Origin of the sequence: Chryseobacterium mucoviscidosis (assembly GCF_002177115.1) — a bacterium.
Lineage (GTDB): Bacteria > Bacteroidota > Bacteroidia > Flavobacteriales > Weeksellaceae > Chryseobacterium > Chryseobacterium mucoviscidosis.
Genome location: NZ_MVAG01000147.1, coordinates 127,966 through 146,280, shown reverse-complemented (window position 1 = coordinate 146,280; position 18,315 = coordinate 127,966). Strand labels below are relative to the sequence as shown.

Here is an 18,315-nt window from a genome sequence, read left to right as displayed (position 1 = left end):
CTGATTTATCAATTCGAATCAAAATCAACATACAAAGATAAAATATTGTTGTGATGAATTTTGTAAAAGGATGGATGAAAATTTTTAGCTAAAATATGAAAATTTCAAATGAATTTTAACACCAAAAAGCAACTCACAGAATACATTAATTTTCTTCTAAAAAAGCTAAAAAATTAGACAATTTTCTCTTCAAAATTTCCGAAAAATCCTTCAAAAATTTTTCTCACTGATTTTCAATTAACTATGGATTTTTATCGAAAAAGATTAATATAGCCTAAAGCGGCTTATAATGAGTAGTTTACAAGAGTGGGAAACTCTATCGGTAACGATTTAGTAATGGTGCTTACTGCACTCGCTTTCATTTGATTACCTTGTAAATCATTGATGCAAATATAATAAATAAAGGGTAAAGTACATTAGTGCTTTACCCTTTATTTCGTCCTTCCTTTCTACTCGCAATATCAATAAAAATCTCCCCATTGGGGGAAAACTGTGATATTGGTTTCAATATTATTCCCAAATTTTGGCATATCAACAATAGATGCAACTCCGAAACAAATAGTGAGAACTTCTAAACGACTATGCTATGAAAATCGTGTTGAATAAAATATTAGCGCAAATTCATCATCAGGAAGAGAAATTTTCTTCTCAAATGATGCCAACGGCGGAAGAGGCTTATCAAATGACCCTGTTCCTAAAGGAAATGTTGTTCAATATAAAAGCCCAAGTCATACAGGATGGATTTACAAATGAGCAGCAAGAAATTGACTTTTTCAAGAACATTAAACCACAAATCTTAGGGAAGCTCATTTACTATAATAAAGTCTTCCGCATCGAAACTACCTGCCCTGTAAGCAATGGTAAAATACATCAAAGCTATTATGAGAACCAATTAAAAACCCTCAAATCAGAATATAAAGAAAGGATTTGCAATGAGGATTTTTACAGATATTACCGTGCAGTCAGGACAGACCGTGACAATACTTATTTCAGGCTCGGACAAATCAATTACCACGATGGATTAAAGAGTGGTGTATTTGAAATTGACCTTAGCTTCTCAACCTATTATGATAACAAGATAGCTTACATTATAGCGAATGAATTGCTTTACACTTATATGCTTACCAAAATAAATCCCGAAGAAAATCCCGATATGATTTTACAAAATTTGGAAGCAAACAAGGATATTTCGTGGACAAATTCACAAAATGCACTTATCGAACTGATATATGCCCTGTATGCTTCAAATTCCATTGCATACGGAAAAATAGGCATCCGAAAATTAGCATTGATTTTTCAAGTGCTATTCCGAACTCCCTTAAACGATATACATCACTCTTTCCACCGAATGAAAACAAGGGCAGGCTCCCGAACGGCATTTTTAGACCAGCTCAAAATATCCCTCGAAGAATATATGGATAAAGACCTTTAGCTGTTTCAGTACAGTAATTTCAAAGCAGTACACAAAATATACTGTTTTTTTTTGCCCATATCTGCCAATTGGCAAATGTCGGCAAATCCCTGTTACAAAATACTCAAAATGCCCTGAACCCCTTATTAAACAAGGGGTTTCCCTAATTATAAAAATTTTCAAAAAACCGCCAAACCAATTGGCAAGGATTGGCAGACAAACACTGCCACCTTTAACAATTTTGCATAGTGAACATTTAAAAGCTGTGCAATGAAAATTATAACTATCGAAGAAGAAGCGTGGCAACAGCTAAACAGCCGTATTAATGCCATTGCCGACTACCTGAAAAGATTGGACGACACCAGCTATGATGACCTGTGGCTCAATAACCACGAGGTATGCCAATATCTACACATCAGCGAAAAGACCTTATGGCGTATGCGAACCAAAGGCGAGATTGCTTATTCAAAAATCTACGGTCAGTATTTCTACACCATAGGAGCAATTAAGGATATGCTCAATACCAATGCCATACAGAGCAGTGATGAATTTGTGCAAGAGCTTATGGCAAAAGGCAAAAGCTATATCGAAAAAGGCAGAAAGCTAAAGATAGATAAAAAATAGGTATGAACCCTTAAAAGTATATCCCTATGAATATTGACAGAATGGAATTTTTGGCGTGGATGGAACGCTTAATAGGTCGCTTGGATATGCTGGGCGACAATATAGATGAACTGCAAAAGAAACGCAACAGCATAGACGGCGAGGAATTGCTGGATAATCAGGATTTGCTTCAAATGCTTAAAATCAGCAACCGCTCCCTGCAACGGTATCGCTCCATCGGTAAGCTGCCCTATTATACCATAAGCGGAAAATTGTATTACAAGCTATCCGATGTACATCAGTTCATTAGAGAGAGTTTTAATCCACCCTCAAAATGAACGCCAATGAAAGACAAAGACTGCCTTTGAGTGCCACATTGGGCGATACAGCCAACGCTTCATTTACATTCGGCGGTAAACTTTAAATTTTTCAGATTATGAGCGAAGAAACAACAAATAAGCAGGAAATGCCCGAACAATTATCGGACATATTATTGGTGCTGGATAAAGAAAAAATGAAAATCCAAGCCGTAAAGAGTATTGACGAGAACGGGAAAATGGAAACCGTTGACCCCACTAAGAAAAACCAAAACCAGTTTATGCGTGTGGACAAAAGCGGTGATTTCTTTTCCAACTTCTTCTCTAATTTTTTCAGCCAGTTAAAGAACCCTACCAATTTTTCATTCTTCAAAGTGCCTGCACCTATTGCGGTTGAAAAAGCACAGGAAATGCAAAAGCAGGTTGATAAGCCCACTCCCGAAGGTGAAAAAGTGATGAAAGAACACGAAGTAAAAACAGAACCGCAACAGGATAAAAAACAAGAAAATCAAAATAATATGGCAACAACACAAACAACACCGGAAGCCAGCGAGTACCGCTACAAACCGGAGCAGATTGATTGGGACACAATGAAAAACCTCGGATTAAGCAAGGAGTATCTTGAAAAAAGAAACCTGCTTGACCCTTTGTTACGAGGTTATAAAACCAATGAACTTTTGCCGATAGGCGTTAATTTCGGCGGTACTATTCTCCGCACAGATGCCCGATTGTCTTTACAGCAAGCCGAAGATGGAAATGTTATCGTAGCAATACACGGCATCAAAAAAGAACCAAACCTCCATTTTGAGTTTTTCGGACACAAGTTTACCGATGAGGACAAAAAGAACCTGCTCGAAACAGGTAATATGGGGCGTGTGGTTAACCTGACCAATTCCAAAACGGGCGAACTGATGCCGTCCATTATCAGCATAGACAGGCTAACCAATGATGTGATAGCCTTACGGACGGATTTCATAAAAATTCCCGATGAAATTAAAGGCGTAAAACTGAACGATGAGCAAAAGCAAACTTTAATGGAGGGCAAACCGCTAAAGTTAGACGGTATGATTTCTGCCAAAGGAACGGAGTTTTCGGCAACGGTACAGTTCAATGCTGACAAGCGTTATGTGGAGTTCCTGTTTGACCGCAATAATTCCAATAGGCAAACCCAAAGCAACGGTCAAACCCAAAACAATCAACAAGCCAATCAGCAAAGCCAGCCGCAGGAAGCTCCAAAAACATTCAGGGGCAAAGAACTGACCGATGAGCAGCATAAGGATTTCAAAGCCGGGCAAACCGTTTACATTGACGGATTGAAAGATAAGAAAGGGCAACCGTATCAGGGGTATATCACTTTCAACAAGGAAACCGGAAAAACTGATTTTGCCTTTCCAAGCCAAGTTAAGGCACAGGCAAAACCTGTCGAAGCCCATAAAACACAAACTGTGGTCAATTCAGAGGGCAAAACCAACGAAGCGACCAAAAACATCAAAGAGCCTTTGAAGTCGGGGCAACAAAGACCGAAAAACAAACAACAGCAGGAACAACAGGAAAAGCCGAAAGCTCCTGCAAAATCCAAAGGCGTAAAAAGGTAATCAAGTAGTATGAAAACAATCATTGCAGAAAAACCAAGCGTAGCAAGGGAAATAGCCGGACTTGTGGGAGCATCCGATAAAAAGGACGGCTACCTGACAGGTAACGGCTATTTTGTTACGTGGGCATTCGGTCATTTAATAGGATTGGGAATGCCCGAAGATTACGGGGTTTCGGGATTTGATAAAGCATCATTGCCAATACTCCCAAACCCGTTTTTGCTGACCGTCCGAAAGGTCAAAAAAGACAAAGGTTATACAGCGGATACGGGTGCATTAAAGCAACTGAAAGTCATCGAACAGCTTTTTAACCGTAGTAACAGCATCATTGTAGCCACCGATGCAGGACGTGAGGGCGAACTCATTTTCAGGTACATTTATGAATACCTGAAATGCAACAAGCCCTTTGAGCGCCTTTGGATAAGCTCGCTTACCGAAAAAGCCATCAAACAAGGCTTTGATAACCTTAAAGACGGAAAAGAATTTGACGGATTGTATCAGGCGGCACAAGGCAGAAGCCGTGCCGATTGGCTTGTGGGCATCAATGCTACACAGGCGTTGAGCATTGCCGCAGGCAACGGTATTTATTCGCTCGGAAGAGTGCAGACACCTACACTGGCTTTGATATGCAAACGCTATTTGGAAAACAAAAATTTCTCGGTAAAGAAATATTGGCAGATACAGTTATTACACCACAAAGAACTGATAGATTTTAAAAGCCTTTCCAAAACCAAATGGGAAGACCAAAAACTTGCCGATGATACGCTGAAAGCCATTCAGCGAAGCGAAACGGCAACAGTTACATCAGTAGAAACCAAAAGCGCTACAGAACAACCTCCTTTATTGTTCGACCTTACCGGATTGCAGAAGGAAGCCAATAAAAAGCTGAACCTTTCTGCCGAAGAAACCCTCAACATTGCCCAAAGTCTTTACGAAAAGAAGTTTATCACTTATCCCCGTACCGGAAGCAAATACATTCCCGAAGATATGTGGGCAGAAATTCCCAATCTCGTGAGGGCTTTGCAGGACAGGGAAACCTGCAAGCAAGCCGTATCAAAGATGAAATGGGGACGTTTCAATAAACGTATCGTGAACGATTTGCGTGTTACCGACCACCACGGATTATTGATTACAGACAAAATCCCATCAGCACTGAACGCAAAGGAAAATGCCGTTTATGATATGATTGCCTTTCGGTTGCTCGAAGCCCTTTCCGGGGCCTGTATCAAAGAGATAACCGATGTCGGTTTACAGGTATTGCATTACGATTTTACTGCAAAAGGCTGTAAAATCATAGAAGCTGGCTGGCGTTCCGTTAAGGGAAGTTTCACGGACGATGATACCGAACCTATACAGGATTTGCCCGAACTGAAAAAAGGGGATGAACTCAAAATAAAAGAAGCCTCCGTTCTCGAAAAGAAAACCAAACCGCCTGTGCTTTATACCGAAGCAGGGCTTTTGTCGGCTATGGAAACTGCTGGAAAGGAAATCGAAAATGAAGACGAACGCAAGGCTTTACAAAATATCGGTATCGGTACTCCGGCTACAAGAGCCGCAATAATCGAAACCCTGTTTACCCGTAACTATATCCAACGAGAAAAGAAATCCTTAATCCCTACCGAAAAGGGATTGCAAGTGTATGAATTGGTTAAAGAACGGAAAATTGCGGACGTGGCAATGACTGCCGAATGGGAACTCGTATTGCAGAAAATCGAAAACAACGAAACTGATGCAGGGGCATTTCAAAAGGAAATGGAAAATTATGCTTCATCTATTACCAATGAATTGTTGCAAACTTCCATTGCCCAAAACAACCTGCCTAAATTGGTTTGCCCGAAATGCAAAAGCCAGCAACTCATTATCCGTGATAAAATCGTGAAGTGTCCCGATGAGGTTTGTAGTTGGGTACAGTTCCGCAATGTGTGTGGCGTACAAATCGGCATAGCCGATATTGAAAGCCTTATCAATAAAAAGAAAACTTCACTCATCAAAGGAATGAAAAGCAAGGCAGGTAAGAAATTCGATGCGTATATCGTATTGAAAGAGGATTGTACAACCTCTTTTGAGTTTGATAAAAATAAAAGCTACAAAAAGTAATGGAAAATAAACCCATCATTATCAGCAAGGAAATCAGGAACCTGATTTATACCATACGTGACAAGCAAGTGATGTTGGATAGCGACCTCGCTGCTTTATATCAGGTAGAAACAAAGAACCTTAACAAAGCCGTAAAAAGAAATATAGACAGGTTTCCTGCTTCTTTCTGCTTTCAACTGACCGAAGAGGAAGTTGAAAACTTGAGGTTCCAAATTGGAACCTCAAGTTTAAGCTATGGCGGAAGACGTTATCTGCCCTATGTTTTTACCGAACAAGGGGTCGCAATGGCTTCTGCTATACTCCGTTCAGATATAGCGGTTAAAGTCAGTGTTGAAATTATGGAAGCCTTTGTAGAAATGCGGCGTATGTTTATCAGTAATGCCTCTTTGTTTCATCGTTTAGATAATATTGAACTGAAACAATTGGAAGCTGACCAAAAATTTGAAGAGATTTTTAAAGCTATGGAAAGCGACAAACTCCACAGCGAAAAAGGTGTCTTTTACAACGGGCAGGTTTTTGATGCCTACGCTTTTGTTTCCGATATTATCCGAAGTGCCAAAAGCTCCATTATCCTTTTGGATAACTATGTGGATGATACTGTATTGACCTTATTGGGAAAACGGAACACGAATGTAAGCGCAACAATCTATACTAAAAGCAGCAGCAATCAGCTACGGCTGGATGTGCAACGGTACAACAGCCAATATCCTCCCATTGAGATAGAGATTTTTTCCGATGCTCACGACCGCTTTTTAATTATTGACAATACGGAACTCTACCATATCGGAGCATCACTCAAAGACCTGGGCAAGAAATGGTTTGCCTTTTCGAGAATGGATATTGAGGTTGGCAGGATGCTCCAAATCTTACACAACCAATAAACAAACCCTCTGATAATTCAGAGGGTTTTCTTTTTAGCGTTTTGATGCTTCAAAATGCTCTTGTACGTTCTTAAATTAACTTTAGTAATATTTTTTCTTTAGCCATAAACTTGCCCTTACCAATAATATGAGTACCGGAACTTCCACCAGTGGGCCGATAACGCCCACAAATGCCTGTGGCGAATGAATACCGAAAACCGCTATTGCTGCGGCTATTGCCAATTCAAAATTGTTTCCTGTGGCTGTAAATGCGATGGATGCGTTTTTGTCGTAAGGAACTTTAAGGGATTTATTGATAAAGAAGCTCACAAAAAACATCAGTACAAAATAGATGATTAAGGGTATAGCCACTTTTACCACATCAATTGGCAACTCCAATATTTTATCGCCTTTCAAACTGAACATTAATACTATCGTAAACAGTAAAGCATACAATGTAATGGGCGATATCTGGGGTACAAATTTCCTGTTATACCATTCTATACCTTTTGATTTTACAAGGAAGTAACGGCTTAGAAAACCTGCTAAGAATGGAATACCTAAGTATATAAATACGCTTTCGGTTACGTCTTGAATGGATACGCTTACATTGAAATTGGCTAATCCTAATTTGCTTGGTAATACGTTGATGAACAGCCAAACTAAGAAACTGTAAAAAAGTACCTGAAAAATACTATTTAACGCAACTAACATAGCTGTATATTCTCTATTTGCTTTAGCTAAGTCACTCCAAACGATTACCATTGCGATACATCTTGCCAAACCTATCAGTATCAAGCCTGTCATATAATCGGGTTCATTCCTTAAAAACAAAACGGCTAATCCGAACATCAATACTGTACCGATAACCCAATTGAGCAATAAGGATATACCGATTACTTTTTTATCCCTAAATGCCATAGGCAATAATGAATAATCAACCTTTGCCAATGGCGGGTACATCATCAATATTAAACCTATTGCCAACGGAATATTTGTAGTGCCTACGGATAGGGTATTTGTAATTTTTGAAATATCGGGAAAGATATATCCCAATCCTATGCCTACTGCCATTGCAAGGAATATCCATAAGGTAAGGTATCTGTCTAAGAATTTTAATTTTGGTTGCATCGGCTACATTTTAATCATTGAAAAAACATAGAACATTTCCGTTGCCATCTGTAAACTTCTATCAGCATATACCTTTGATTGCTCCTGTGTATTGTCTGAAATTTTAGGGTCTTCAAATGTGACAGGTATTCTCTTTTCTGCGCCTTCAATAAAAGGACATCCGCCGTCTGCCTGCGAACAGGTCATAATAGCTGCAAACGCTGATACTGGATTGAAAGGGCTATCATATTTTTTTGAGAACCCAATGATTGGCAAATCAATATCGCTGTATTTTATGGCATATACAGGATTTTTATGGTCTGCAATTTTGAAAATATTAAATCCCTGATTTGCCAGTGTTTCTGCCACTTTCGGAAATAGTGCTGTTTCTTCTGTTCCTCCCGAATAACAATATACATTTGGAATAATATAGTGTGTTGCTGCTACCTGCGCCCAAACCTGCGCTAAATGGCTTCTGCGTGAATTATGGGTACAAATGAAATTGAGGTTTATACCCTGTCCGTTATTTGCTTTTTGCTGTACAAAATCTATCAGAGGTTGTAATATGGTTTTGCGCTCCTCGCTTACAGTTTGAATATCAATTATTTCCTTTATAGTTTCAGCTAAATTCTTATACATTACGATTGGTTTATAGGGTTTAACAACAGCCCGAATTAGGTGTACAGCAAGCATTATTCAATTCTGATAATTTTACTTTTTGTTTTTCCGCAGGAATACCGCAAGCATCCTGAGCAAGACAAGTCGTTGTTTTACTTTTCAGTACGAATGTTTTTCCGTTGAAATCCAAATCATATTTTCCGATAGTATCACTTTGGTATTCTACTTCAATTTCAGCTTCCTCAATCCCTAATTTTTCTTCAGATAGTTTGATGATGTTTAATAATTTGGTTGGCTTTAATCTGTGTTCAAAATCGTTAGCATTCCATAATTGGAAATTGACAACTTTTTCATTTCTGATTGTTCCGCCACAATCAATAAAATTCTTATTGATTTGCCCCACTTCGGTAACGTGGAAATGTTCGGGAACAAACGTTCCATTCTCTAATTGAAATTCAACGTTCTCCAATGTTGGTAAGATTTCTTTGATTTTTGATAGTTTCATATTAACTGAATTTTAAGTAGTATATTAAATGTTATATTGCAATATAACGATGTTGAATATTAAAAAAATGCTATGAACAGCACTTGGTTACTTTTACCTCCTGGTTGAAAAACACATTAAATTCCTCTTGAATTTGGTTCCATACTTTTTCGTCAATACAATAGCAAACAGATTTTCCCTCAATCGTCCCCTGAACGATACCTATATTTTTTAATTCCTTTAAATGTTGCGAAATGGTTGCCTGTGCCAACCCTAATTCCTCAACCAAATCGTTACAGATGCAGGCATTTTGATTGATGATATATTGAAGTATAGCAATCCTTGCAGGATGTGCTAAAACCTTAAATCGAGAAGCCAACTTATTCTGTTGGTCTGTAAATATTTCTGATTTGGTAAGTCCCATAGTTTATATTTTTACATCGCAATATTACGATAATAAATTTAAACACAAAAATAGTTTGTGAAAATTTATATCCCAACACCAATTCTTTATAAATCTTCATTTCAATGTTCAGCTATAAATAGTAAAACACTGCCTTTCAAAGCCAAACCCTGCCACATTTTTAAAGGCTCTTATCTACTGCTATAATTTTAGGCTTCAGGCAAAAATTCTAAACAAAATTATAGTATGGATACACAGCAAAAAGACCTATCGTATTTCAGGTTACGATTACAAGAATTATTAAACACCAGCTTCCCCGAAAAAGCAAATGACCAAAAATTTATTGAGCAACGTTCTTCGTGGGCTGCCAATGCCTACGAGGGGGCTTTTAGTTCGGGAAACGCTATTGAGCAATGCAACGAAATAGCCAATTACATACTTTTTGAGGGCTTGCATTTCTCCAAATTCGATACCGTGTTTCAGGTGGTATGCAATGAGTTTGATACCATAATGGCAGATGAGGAACTGCGACCGTTCGCCCTTAAAATGTTCTCTGTTTGCGAACCTGTTTTCTCCACCTATGAATTAACCGATGACTTCGCATACGGTTATGAGTTTGACCTGCTCTATACCGAAATAACCGGAACCATCGCAATATGGATAGAGGAAAATGGGCTTCAGTAAAAAGCAACATCTCCAACAGAACATTGATGCCCTGCGAATTGCTTTTAAACTGGAAAAGGAGATACGACAAGCCACCGTAGGCGAAAGACTGCTAATGATGCAATACAGCGGATTTGGCGGTCTTAAATTCGTGTTGAACCCCATAGCGAACGAAATAGACATCAATAATTGGAGAAAAACAGAACACGACCTTTTCCCGATTACGCAGGAACTCCACCAACTACTCAAAGAAAATTCCGAAGACGAAAAGCAATACCGCAGGTATGTGGACAGTATGAAAAGCTCCGTACTGACCGCTTTTTATACACCGCCACAGGTCATAGATGCGATTTCCGCAACTTTGCGTGAAAGCGGTCTGAACATTGATAAATTCCTCGACCCCTCCGCAGGTATAGGGTCATTCATACAATCCTTTTCGGAAAGTGGGGAAAGTGTTACCGCTTATGAAAAAGACTTGCTGACAGGCAAGATTTTAAAACAGCTTTATCCCGAAAGCAATATCCGTGTAAGTGGCTTTGAGGAAATTCCCGAAAAGGAACAAAACAGCTTTGATGTAATCGCCAGTAACATTCCATTCGGCGATACTTCCGTTTTCGACCTTTCCTATTCCCGAAGCAAGGACAGTGCAAAAGTACAGGCAGCCCGAAGCATACACAATTACTTTTTCCTGAGAGGTGCTGATATGCTCCGTGAGGGCGGTTTATTGGCTTACATTACTTCGCAGGGCATTCTCAACAGCCCAAAGAACGAACCGATACGCAGGGCGTTGATGCAGGATAATAATTTGGTTTCGGTTGTCCGCTTACCCAACAACTTGTTTACGGAATATGCAGGTACGGAAGTCGGCAGTGATTTGATTATCCTGCAAAAGAATACGGCAAAACAAAACTTGACCGAAGCGGAAGAACTGTTTTGCCAAAGCAGGCAAACAGAATACAATACTCCGGGCAATTCGCTCTTTCAGGACAGCACAAGAATTGTGCATACTGACCGCAAATTAGATACCGACCCTTACGGACAACCTGCACTCATCTATACTCATAAAGACGGCGTTAACGGAATTGCCAAAGACCTCAAACAAATGCTTACGGATGATTTTGGAAAGCACCTGAATTTGAGTTTATATAAAGGCGAACGAAACGATGAGCCTTTAATACAAATTCCGATTGAACCAACGGTTACACCTCCGGTTATCGAACCTGTAACCATTCAACCGGAAATACAATCTTTATCTGTTCCTATAATCAATCGGGAAAGTCCGCAGGAATTAAAGCAACTAAGCATTTTCGACTTGTTTGAAAATGTGGACGAGCCTGTAATGGTTGCTGCTCCACCCAAAAGAACGACACAAGTTAAAAGGCAAAGCACCAACAAAAGAAGAGGTGCAATAGGTCGCCAACCTGACCTGTTCAGCAGTGTGATGCAGCAACCTTATACGCCCCCTGTTACTAATAGAGCTACCAATGGAAATACATCTACTAATGGTAAAAAACAGGAAGCTATCGGCGACCTGTTTTCACAAATAAACGGGAATGGCCAAGATGATAAGCCAGCCGTTCCCAATACCATTCCCGAACCTGCTCCTTATAGTGGCGAACTGCAATCGTACCACCGTAACGATTGTCTTGTTATGGATAATGGTTGGGTCGGTCATCTGCAAGATGTAGATACATCAGACGGTACAGCAGTTTTCCACCCTTTGCAGTTACCGACCTTACAGAAAGCAAGAGCCGAAGCGTACATTGCTGTACGTGATGTTTACCAAGACCTTTACAATAAAGAGGCAAAGTTTCAGACCGAATACAAGGAAGAAAGGGAGAACCTTAACCGCCTTTACGATGCCTTTGTCAAAAGGTACGGAAACCTTAACAGTGCCGATAATATCAAGCTCATCAAAACGGATAGCTCCGGTAAGGAAATCCCTTATTTGGAACGTGTCGTTGGTGGCGTGGTACACAAAGCAGATGTATTCAGCCGTCCTGTAAGTTTCTCCACCTTAACAATAACAACGGACAATCCCGAAGAAGCGTTAGCGGCTTCGCTAAACAAATACGGAAGCGTGGATTTGGGCTATATGTCCGAAATCAGCGGTATGACGGACGATGCTTTGAAAGAAGCCTTACACGGTCGTATTTACTACAATCCTCTGCAAAAGGAATACGAAATATCCGAACGCTGGATTGCAGGTAACGTAGTGGAGAAAGCCCAAAAAGTCAAAGCGTATCTCGAAAGCAATCCCGATGATACCGAAGCCAAAGCAAGCCTTACCGTTTTGGAAGAAGCACGACCAAGACGTATCGAATTTGAGGAACTCGATTTTAATTTAGGCGAACGCTGGATACCCACAGGTATTTATGCCCGTTTTGCTTCACATCTTTTTGATACGGACGTACTCGTTCATTACTCTGAAAGCTCCGATGACTTTTCAGTAAAGTGCGACCGTAAGAATTTGCATATATGGGAAAAATACGCTGTCAAAGCTGAAAGCCGGACGTTTGACGGGATTGCCCTGCTCAAACACGCCCTTGTCAATACCACGCCAGACATTACCAAAAAAATTACGGTTGGCGACCAAGAGGTCAAAGTACGGGATATGGAAGCCATACAAATGGCGAATACCAAGATTGATGAAATCCGTACTGCTTTTACCGAATGGTTACACGCCCAAAACGATGAGTTTAAAAACAGGCTGACCGACCAATACAACGATACCTTTAACTGCTTCGTCCGACCGAACTATGACGGAAGCCATCAGGACTTTCCGGGCTTAGACCGTAAGGCGTTAGGTATTGAAGACCTGTATTCAAGCCAAAAGGACACGGTTTGGATGATAAAGCTGAATGGCGGGGCGATATGCGACCACGAAGTAGGTGCAGGAAAAACGTTGGTTATGTGTACGGCAGCACAGGAAATGAAGCGTTTGGGACTGGCACACAAACCGATGATTATCGGGCTGAAAAGCAATGTTCACGAAATTGCCGAAGCCTACCGCACCGCTTATCCACACGCCAAAATCCTCTTTCCGGGCAAAGAAGATTTTACGCCCCAAAAACGATTGCGGATTTTCGGGGATATTAAAAACAACGATTGGGATTGCGTGATATTGACACACGACCAATTCGGAATGATACCGCAATCGCCCGAAATACAAAAGGAAATCCTCGAAATCGAATTGGACAGCGTGGAGCGAAACCTCGATGCACTGCAATCGCAAGGCAAGGAAGTTACCAGGGGGATGCTTGCCGGAGTAATCAAGCGGAAAGAAAATCTTGAAGTAAAGCTGAAAACCCTGCAACACGATATTGAAAACCGCAAGGATGATGTGGTGGACTTTAAGATGATGGGCATCGACCACTTGTTCGTGGATGAAAGTCATCAATTCAAAAACCTGATGTTCAATACACGGCATACAAGGGTTGCCGGATTGGGAAACGTGGACGGAAGCCAAAAGGCATTGAACCTGCTCTTTGCTATCCGTACCATTCAGGAACGCATCAATGCGGATATGGGAGCAACTTTCCTTTCGGGTACAACTATCAGCAACTCATTAACGGAATTGTACCTACTGTTCAAATACCTGCGACCAAGAGCAATGGAAAAACAGGGTATCCATTCTTTTGATGCGTGGGCGGCTATCTATGCAAGGAAAACGACCGATTATGAATTTTCTGTTGCTAACAACATTGTAGCAAAAGAACGTTTCCGATACTTTATCAAAGTGCCGGAGCTGGCACAATTCTACTCGGAAATCACGGATTACCGAACGGCAAAAGATATAGGCATTGACCGCCCCAATAAGAACGAGGTATTGTATAATATACCGCCTACTCCAGACCAGGAAGATTTTATCAAAAAGCTAATGGAGTTTGCCAAAACAGGAAATGCTACCTTATTAGGAAGAGAACCTTTATCACAAAGCGAAGAAAAAGCAAAGATGCTTATCGCAACTGACTACGCCCGTAAAATGTCTTTGGATATGCGGATGGTAAGCGGCGCGTATGATGACCACCCCGATAATAAGGCTTCGCATTGTGCGGCAAACATTGCCAAGTATTACAACCAATACAACGCACAGAAAGGAACGCAGTTCATTTTCTCCGATTTGGGAACATACAAGCCGGGCGAATGGAATGTGTACTCTGAAATCAAACGCAAGCTCGTGGAAGACCACGGCATACCTGCACACGAAGTCCGGTTTATACAGGAAGGGAAAAATGATAAGCAACGAAAGGAGCTTATCAAAGGAATGAACGAGGGTAAAATACGTGTGCTGTTCGGTTCTACAAGTATGTTGGGTACAGGTGTGAATGCACAAAAAAGAGCCGTTGCCGTTCATCATTTAGATACACCGTGGCGACCAAGCGACCTTGCCCAAAGGGACGGTCGGGCAGTCCGAAAAGGCAATCAGATTGCCAAGTTCTTTGCCGACAACAAAGTAGATGTAATTATCTATGCCGTAGAAAAATCACTGGATAGCTACAAGTTTAACCTGCTGTACAATAAACAGCTATTTATAGACCAATTAAAAAACAACAATCTCGGTAAACGGACTATTGACGAGGGCAGTATGGACGAAAAATCGGGAATGAACTTTTCGGAATATGTGGCTATCCTTTCGGGAAATACCGACCTTTTGGATAAAGCCAAATTAGAAAAACAGATTGCCGGACTGGAAAGCGAAAAACAGGCGTTCAACCGTTCCAAGTTCAGTGCCAAATACAAGCTGCAAGACTTTACGGAATTGCTGGATAGTACACAATCCCGATTAAATAGAATGAGCCTCGATTGGGAAAACTTACAGCAACGCATACAAAAACGTTCGGACGGTACAATTGCAAATCCTGTTCTGCTGGACGGTTTACCGCCCAATGCGGATATTAAACAAATCGGTGCAAAGCTCAACCAGCTTGCGGACAAAGCCCGCACCGGAGGTCAGTATGAAGAAATCGGTACGTTGTACGGATTTACATTATTGGTCAAAACCGAAATGTCCGAAAAAGAGGGCGTGGATATTCGGGTAAACCGCTTTTTGGTGCAGGGTAAAGGCAATATCAAATATAGCTACAACAATGGTATCATCGCTAAAGATGAAAAGCTGGCTGCTGTGAACTTCCTTAATGCACTGGAGAAGTTGCCCGGCTATATCGAGCAGGAGCAAAAGAAAATTGCGGAAATACAAAAAGATTTACCTGTTCTTCAGGAAGTGGTTAATGGTACGTGGTCTAAGGAAAACCGCTTGAGTGAACTCAAAACGGAATTAGCTGCTGTTGAGCGAAAGATACAGTTATCCATTACGCCGGAAACTAAAGAGGAACCCGAAAAAGAACCCGAAAAAATGGAACATATCCCCATTGTTGCTGATAGTATGGTAAGTTGTAAAAGTGTTCATATCTCACGAGGGGTATTATAATATTACTTCTCGTCCTGCTCTTCCATTTTCTTTATTAGAGCCTCACAAAGACTGTTAAGGAACTTCGTTCGGTTTATCTTACGAGATTTGAGTTCCATAAATGTATGATAAAAATCGCCCAAATCAATATTGAAAGCACTTTCAAATGTTTTGGCAATTAGTTTTATGTCTGTATTTCCATTGTTAAACACACCGTGGGAATACAGTGCATAAATCAGTTCAGTCAATGCTGTTTTGCTTGCTGTCCAGCTCAAAGGAGATTTACTATGTACTTTTTTATAATGTCTGTTATTTAGTTGGTCTTCAAGATAAAGTTGTATTAAATCGTTTGCCAGTATCTTAGCTGCTTTGTAATCGGCAATGGTAGAAAAGGAATGGTCTGTTTCAAAATAAATGGTGTCTAAATTTAACTTAATATCGTACTTTCCCCGAACAAATAGTTGGTCATCAATAAAGGTATTATTAGTGCGGTAATATTTATAAAATTCAAGGTTGTTGTCAAAATACCTTTTGAGTTTTTTCAATTCATCATTAAGGTATTTCTTAATAGGTTTCGCACCGCAAGGCTTTTTTGCTTCGATTTTATAAATGGCATTGTAGTAAATCAGTTTTGAAACAATGGCAGGTTTCTGATGTTTGAAAAAATGGATTTCTTCATTAATATTCTTAAATCCTCTATTTAGAACATATTCCTTTAATTCAGACAGGCATTTAAGGATGACATCTATAACGGCCTCTATCCGTTGTATAGAACAATCCGCTTCAATCTCTAATTCATCGATTGCTATTTCCAATTTATGTAATGTGTCATTATAGAATTTCTCCATTCTGTTACTTTTAAATCCTGATGTTTGAGGTATTCATAGAAAAACTAAATCAGCCTTATTTCCAAGCCAATACTACCGTTCCGAGAATGATAAGGCTCGCTCCGGCAAAAGTTTTTAATGTTAGCGGTTCTCCCAAAAATATAACTGCCATAATAATTGTAAGGGCTACACTTAGTTTATCAACGGGTGCAACCTGCGATACGTTTCCCAATTGCAGGGCTTTGAAATAAAACAGCCACGATAAGCCTGTGGCTATTCCTGAAATGATAAGGAAAATAATATTTTGCTTTGACAGGGTGCTAATTCCTTTTGCTTCGCCTCTTGCCATAACAATAAACCAAACCATTATCAATATAACAACCGTCCGTATTCCGGTTGCAAGATTGGAATTTACATTTGCTACGCCCAGTTTGGCAAATATTGCAGTAAGCGCAGCGAACAAAGCGGATAAAAGAGCATAAACGAACCACATAATAATTGATTTTAAAAATTTTTTACAAATCCAATTCCGAAACCTTTATTCTGATAAAAAGGCACAATCATAGTTGTAGCGTTCTTTGGTTTACCTGATAACAATCCATTGATTTTAGGGTAGAGCCAATATGCCAGTTCCGTTGATAAAATGCCAAAACCTGCACCTGCTACCACATCATTTACCCAATGCTTGTCATTCAATGTTCTGTACACTCCGGTAAAAACGGCAAATGAATAACCGGAAATACTTAGCCAAAAATTGGTGTCTTTATACTCCCTGAACATAAATTGCGCAGAAGAAAAGGCTGTTGCAGTATGCCCGGATGGAAAGGATAAATTATTTGAGCTGTCTGGTCTTTCTTCCTTTACAATATGTTTTAAGGGAACCACAAAGGCAGCAGAAATCAATTGCGAGGTAGCATAAATAATGGTTCTGTCCCTGAAATTATGCTTCCCTTTTATCCCTGCCGCATTTAAACCATATACCATTACTGCCGGAGCATATTGGGTATAGTCATCCAACGATATATGGTCGGGTTGATGTTCGTTTATTTCTTCTCTGGTAGAAGAATTGAGTTGTTTCAAACCGTCACTTTCCAAGCTCACTATTCCGAAACCGATAAACACCGTTGGAGTAATCAGATGTTTGTAGCCTAATTTATAGGCTTTGTCGTTATTAATCGTAATTGCACTATCCTGTAAAGCAACTCTTGTATTGAGGATAGTATCTTGTGCCGATACAAAACAGATATTGACCAGCACAAGAAATAAAGTAATTACGAGTATTAAGGTAGTTGATGCATTTTTTTTTATCGAGAGCATTTCATTTAGTGAGTGTTGTTTCTAATCTTTCAATATTTACTTCTTTAAACTTTTGAAGAACATTTTTTCCATACTCTGTATAATAGCTGTGGCTCTTTAGTAAAGTATAGTTTATTTCAGCCCACTCCATATCGGTATAAGTTTTGCCAAAATAAATTGCGAACTCTTTTCTTAACCGTTGCTCATATTTGGGATAATCCGGCTTTGTGAAATGGTACATATCCGCATCTGCCAAAACTCCTTCTTCGGGCGATTTCGGATATTGCGGAACGCGTGTTGCCTCAATGCAAGCCAAAACCTGTTCTATATCTTCTGTTGGATAATTGTTCCTATTCAAAAAATCTGCTGCAATAGTTTTACTGCTGTCCTCGTGGTTGGTATAGGTGGTTGTATAACCACAATCGTGAAACCACGCTGCCAGTGTAACTACCTCTAATTGCTTTGGGGTAAAATGACATTCCCCTGCAATTTCAATCGCCGCTTTTACAACTTCCTGCGTGTGCATTACAGTGTGAAAGCCCATATCATTGGGAAGTTTGCCTGATAAAATCTCCAGCACATAATCCCGTACTATATCAATAAAATCTCCATTGGTCATTATTT

At 39.9% G+C, this 18,315-nt stretch carries 16 protein-coding genes; 8 read left to right on the top strand and 8 right to left on the bottom strand.

What is annotated here, in order from left to right; all coding sequences use genetic code 11:
• Window positions 1-586: 586 nt before the first annotated feature.
• The 6 genes from B0E34_RS18550 (at window position 587) to B0E34_RS18525 (ending at window position 6,901) form a co-directional block, all read left to right on the top strand.
• Window positions 587-1,432 carry an RteC domain-containing protein gene (locus B0E34_RS18550; protein ID WP_087711894.1) on the top strand — a complete coding sequence of 282 codons (846 nt, stop codon included), beginning with the start codon at window positions 587-589 and terminating at the stop codon, window positions 1,430-1,432.
• 249 nt (window positions 1,433-1,681) lie between these two features.
• Window positions 1,682-2,035: a helix-turn-helix domain-containing protein gene (locus B0E34_RS18545; protein WP_087711892.1), complete on the top strand. Its 354-nt coding sequence runs from the start codon at window positions 1,682-1,684 to the stop codon at window positions 2,033-2,035.
• A 26-nt stretch (window positions 2,036-2,061) separates the two neighbouring features.
• On the top strand, window positions 2,062-2,352 hold the full coding sequence (locus B0E34_RS18540) for a helix-turn-helix domain-containing protein (RefSeq protein ID WP_087711890.1): 291 nt from the start codon (window positions 2,062-2,064) through the stop codon (window positions 2,350-2,352).
• Between the two features lie 98 nt (window positions 2,353-2,450).
• Entirely contained in the window at window positions 2,451-3,926 is a 1,476-nt protein-coding gene (locus B0E34_RS18535; protein ID WP_087711888.1) for a DUF3945 domain-containing protein, read from the top strand.
• 9 nt (window positions 3,927-3,935) lie between these two features.
• The gene (locus B0E34_RS18530; RefSeq protein WP_087711886.1) at window positions 3,936-6,020 is read left to right on the top strand and encodes a type IA DNA topoisomerase; all 2,085 of its coding nucleotides are present in this window, start codon (window positions 3,936-3,938) and stop codon (window positions 6,018-6,020) included.
• Complete coding sequence (locus B0E34_RS18525; RefSeq protein ID WP_087711884.1) at window positions 6,020-6,901, top strand: ORF6N domain-containing protein; 882 nt, start codon at window positions 6,020-6,022, stop codon at window positions 6,899-6,901. Before B0E34_RS18530 ends, B0E34_RS18525 begins: the two co-directional genes overlap by 1 nt.
• A gap of 81 nt (window positions 6,902-6,982) precedes the next feature.
• Here the strand turns inward: B0E34_RS18525 and arsB are convergent, their stop codons facing one another.
• From arsB to B0E34_RS18505, 4 genes are all read right to left on the bottom strand, one after another.
• Window positions 6,983-8,011, bottom strand: a complete 1,029-nt coding sequence (arsB, locus tag B0E34_RS18520) for an ACR3 family arsenite efflux transporter (RefSeq protein WP_087711882.1) — start codon at window positions 8,009-8,011, stop codon at window positions 6,983-6,985.
• A gap of 3 nt (window positions 8,012-8,014) precedes the next feature.
• Window positions 8,015-8,629, bottom strand: coding sequence for an arsenate-mycothiol transferase ArsC (locus B0E34_RS18515; protein ID WP_087711880.1), 615 nt, complete (start codon window positions 8,627-8,629; stop codon window positions 8,015-8,017).
• A 19-nt stretch (window positions 8,630-8,648) separates the two neighbouring features.
• Entirely contained in the window at window positions 8,649-9,113 is a 465-nt protein-coding gene (locus B0E34_RS18510) for a DUF6428 family protein (protein ID WP_087711878.1), read from the bottom strand.
• 70 nt (window positions 9,114-9,183) lie between these two features.
• Window positions 9,184-9,516, bottom strand: coding sequence for an ArsR/SmtB family transcription factor (locus tag B0E34_RS18505; RefSeq protein ID WP_087711876.1), 333 nt, complete (start codon window positions 9,514-9,516; stop codon window positions 9,184-9,186).
• A 225-nt stretch (window positions 9,517-9,741) separates the two neighbouring features.
• On the opposite strand from B0E34_RS18505, the gene B0E34_RS18500 reads away from it, so the two are divergent.
• The gene (locus B0E34_RS18500; protein WP_087711874.1) at window positions 9,742-10,179 is read left to right on the top strand and encodes a DUF1896 domain-containing protein; all 438 of its coding nucleotides are present in this window, start codon (window positions 9,742-9,744) and stop codon (window positions 10,177-10,179) included.
• Window positions 10,166-15,589 (top strand): helicase-like domain-containing protein, encoded by a 5,424-nt coding sequence (locus B0E34_RS18495; protein WP_087711872.1) that lies wholly within the window; start codon window positions 10,166-10,168, stop codon window positions 15,587-15,589. The genes B0E34_RS18500 and B0E34_RS18495 overlap by 14 nt, the downstream gene beginning before the upstream one ends.
• A gap of 2 nt (window positions 15,590-15,591) precedes the next feature.
• Here the strand turns inward: B0E34_RS18495 and B0E34_RS18490 are convergent, their stop codons facing one another.
• Genes B0E34_RS18490 through B0E34_RS18475 form a run of 4 tightly spaced genes read right to left on the bottom strand, consistent with a single transcriptional unit; the run spans window position 15,592 to window position 18,310 of the window.
• On the bottom strand, window positions 15,592-16,416 hold the full coding sequence (locus tag B0E34_RS18490; RefSeq protein WP_087711870.1) for an RteC domain-containing protein: 825 nt from the start codon (window positions 16,414-16,416) through the stop codon (window positions 15,592-15,594).
• Between the two features lie 55 nt (window positions 16,417-16,471).
• Window positions 16,472-16,888, bottom strand: coding sequence for an EamA family transporter (locus B0E34_RS18485; protein ID WP_087711868.1), 417 nt, complete (start codon window positions 16,886-16,888; stop codon window positions 16,472-16,474).
• A gap of 11 nt (window positions 16,889-16,899) precedes the next feature.
• Window positions 16,900-17,712, bottom strand: coding sequence for a phosphatase PAP2 family protein (locus tag B0E34_RS18480; RefSeq protein ID WP_087711866.1), 813 nt, complete (start codon window positions 17,710-17,712; stop codon window positions 16,900-16,902).
• 1 nt (window position 17,713) lies between these two features.
• Window positions 17,714-18,310, bottom strand: a complete 597-nt coding sequence (locus B0E34_RS18475) for an HD domain-containing protein (RefSeq protein ID WP_087711864.1) — start codon at window positions 18,308-18,310, stop codon at window positions 17,714-17,716.
• Window positions 18,311-18,315 lie beyond the last annotated feature (5 nt).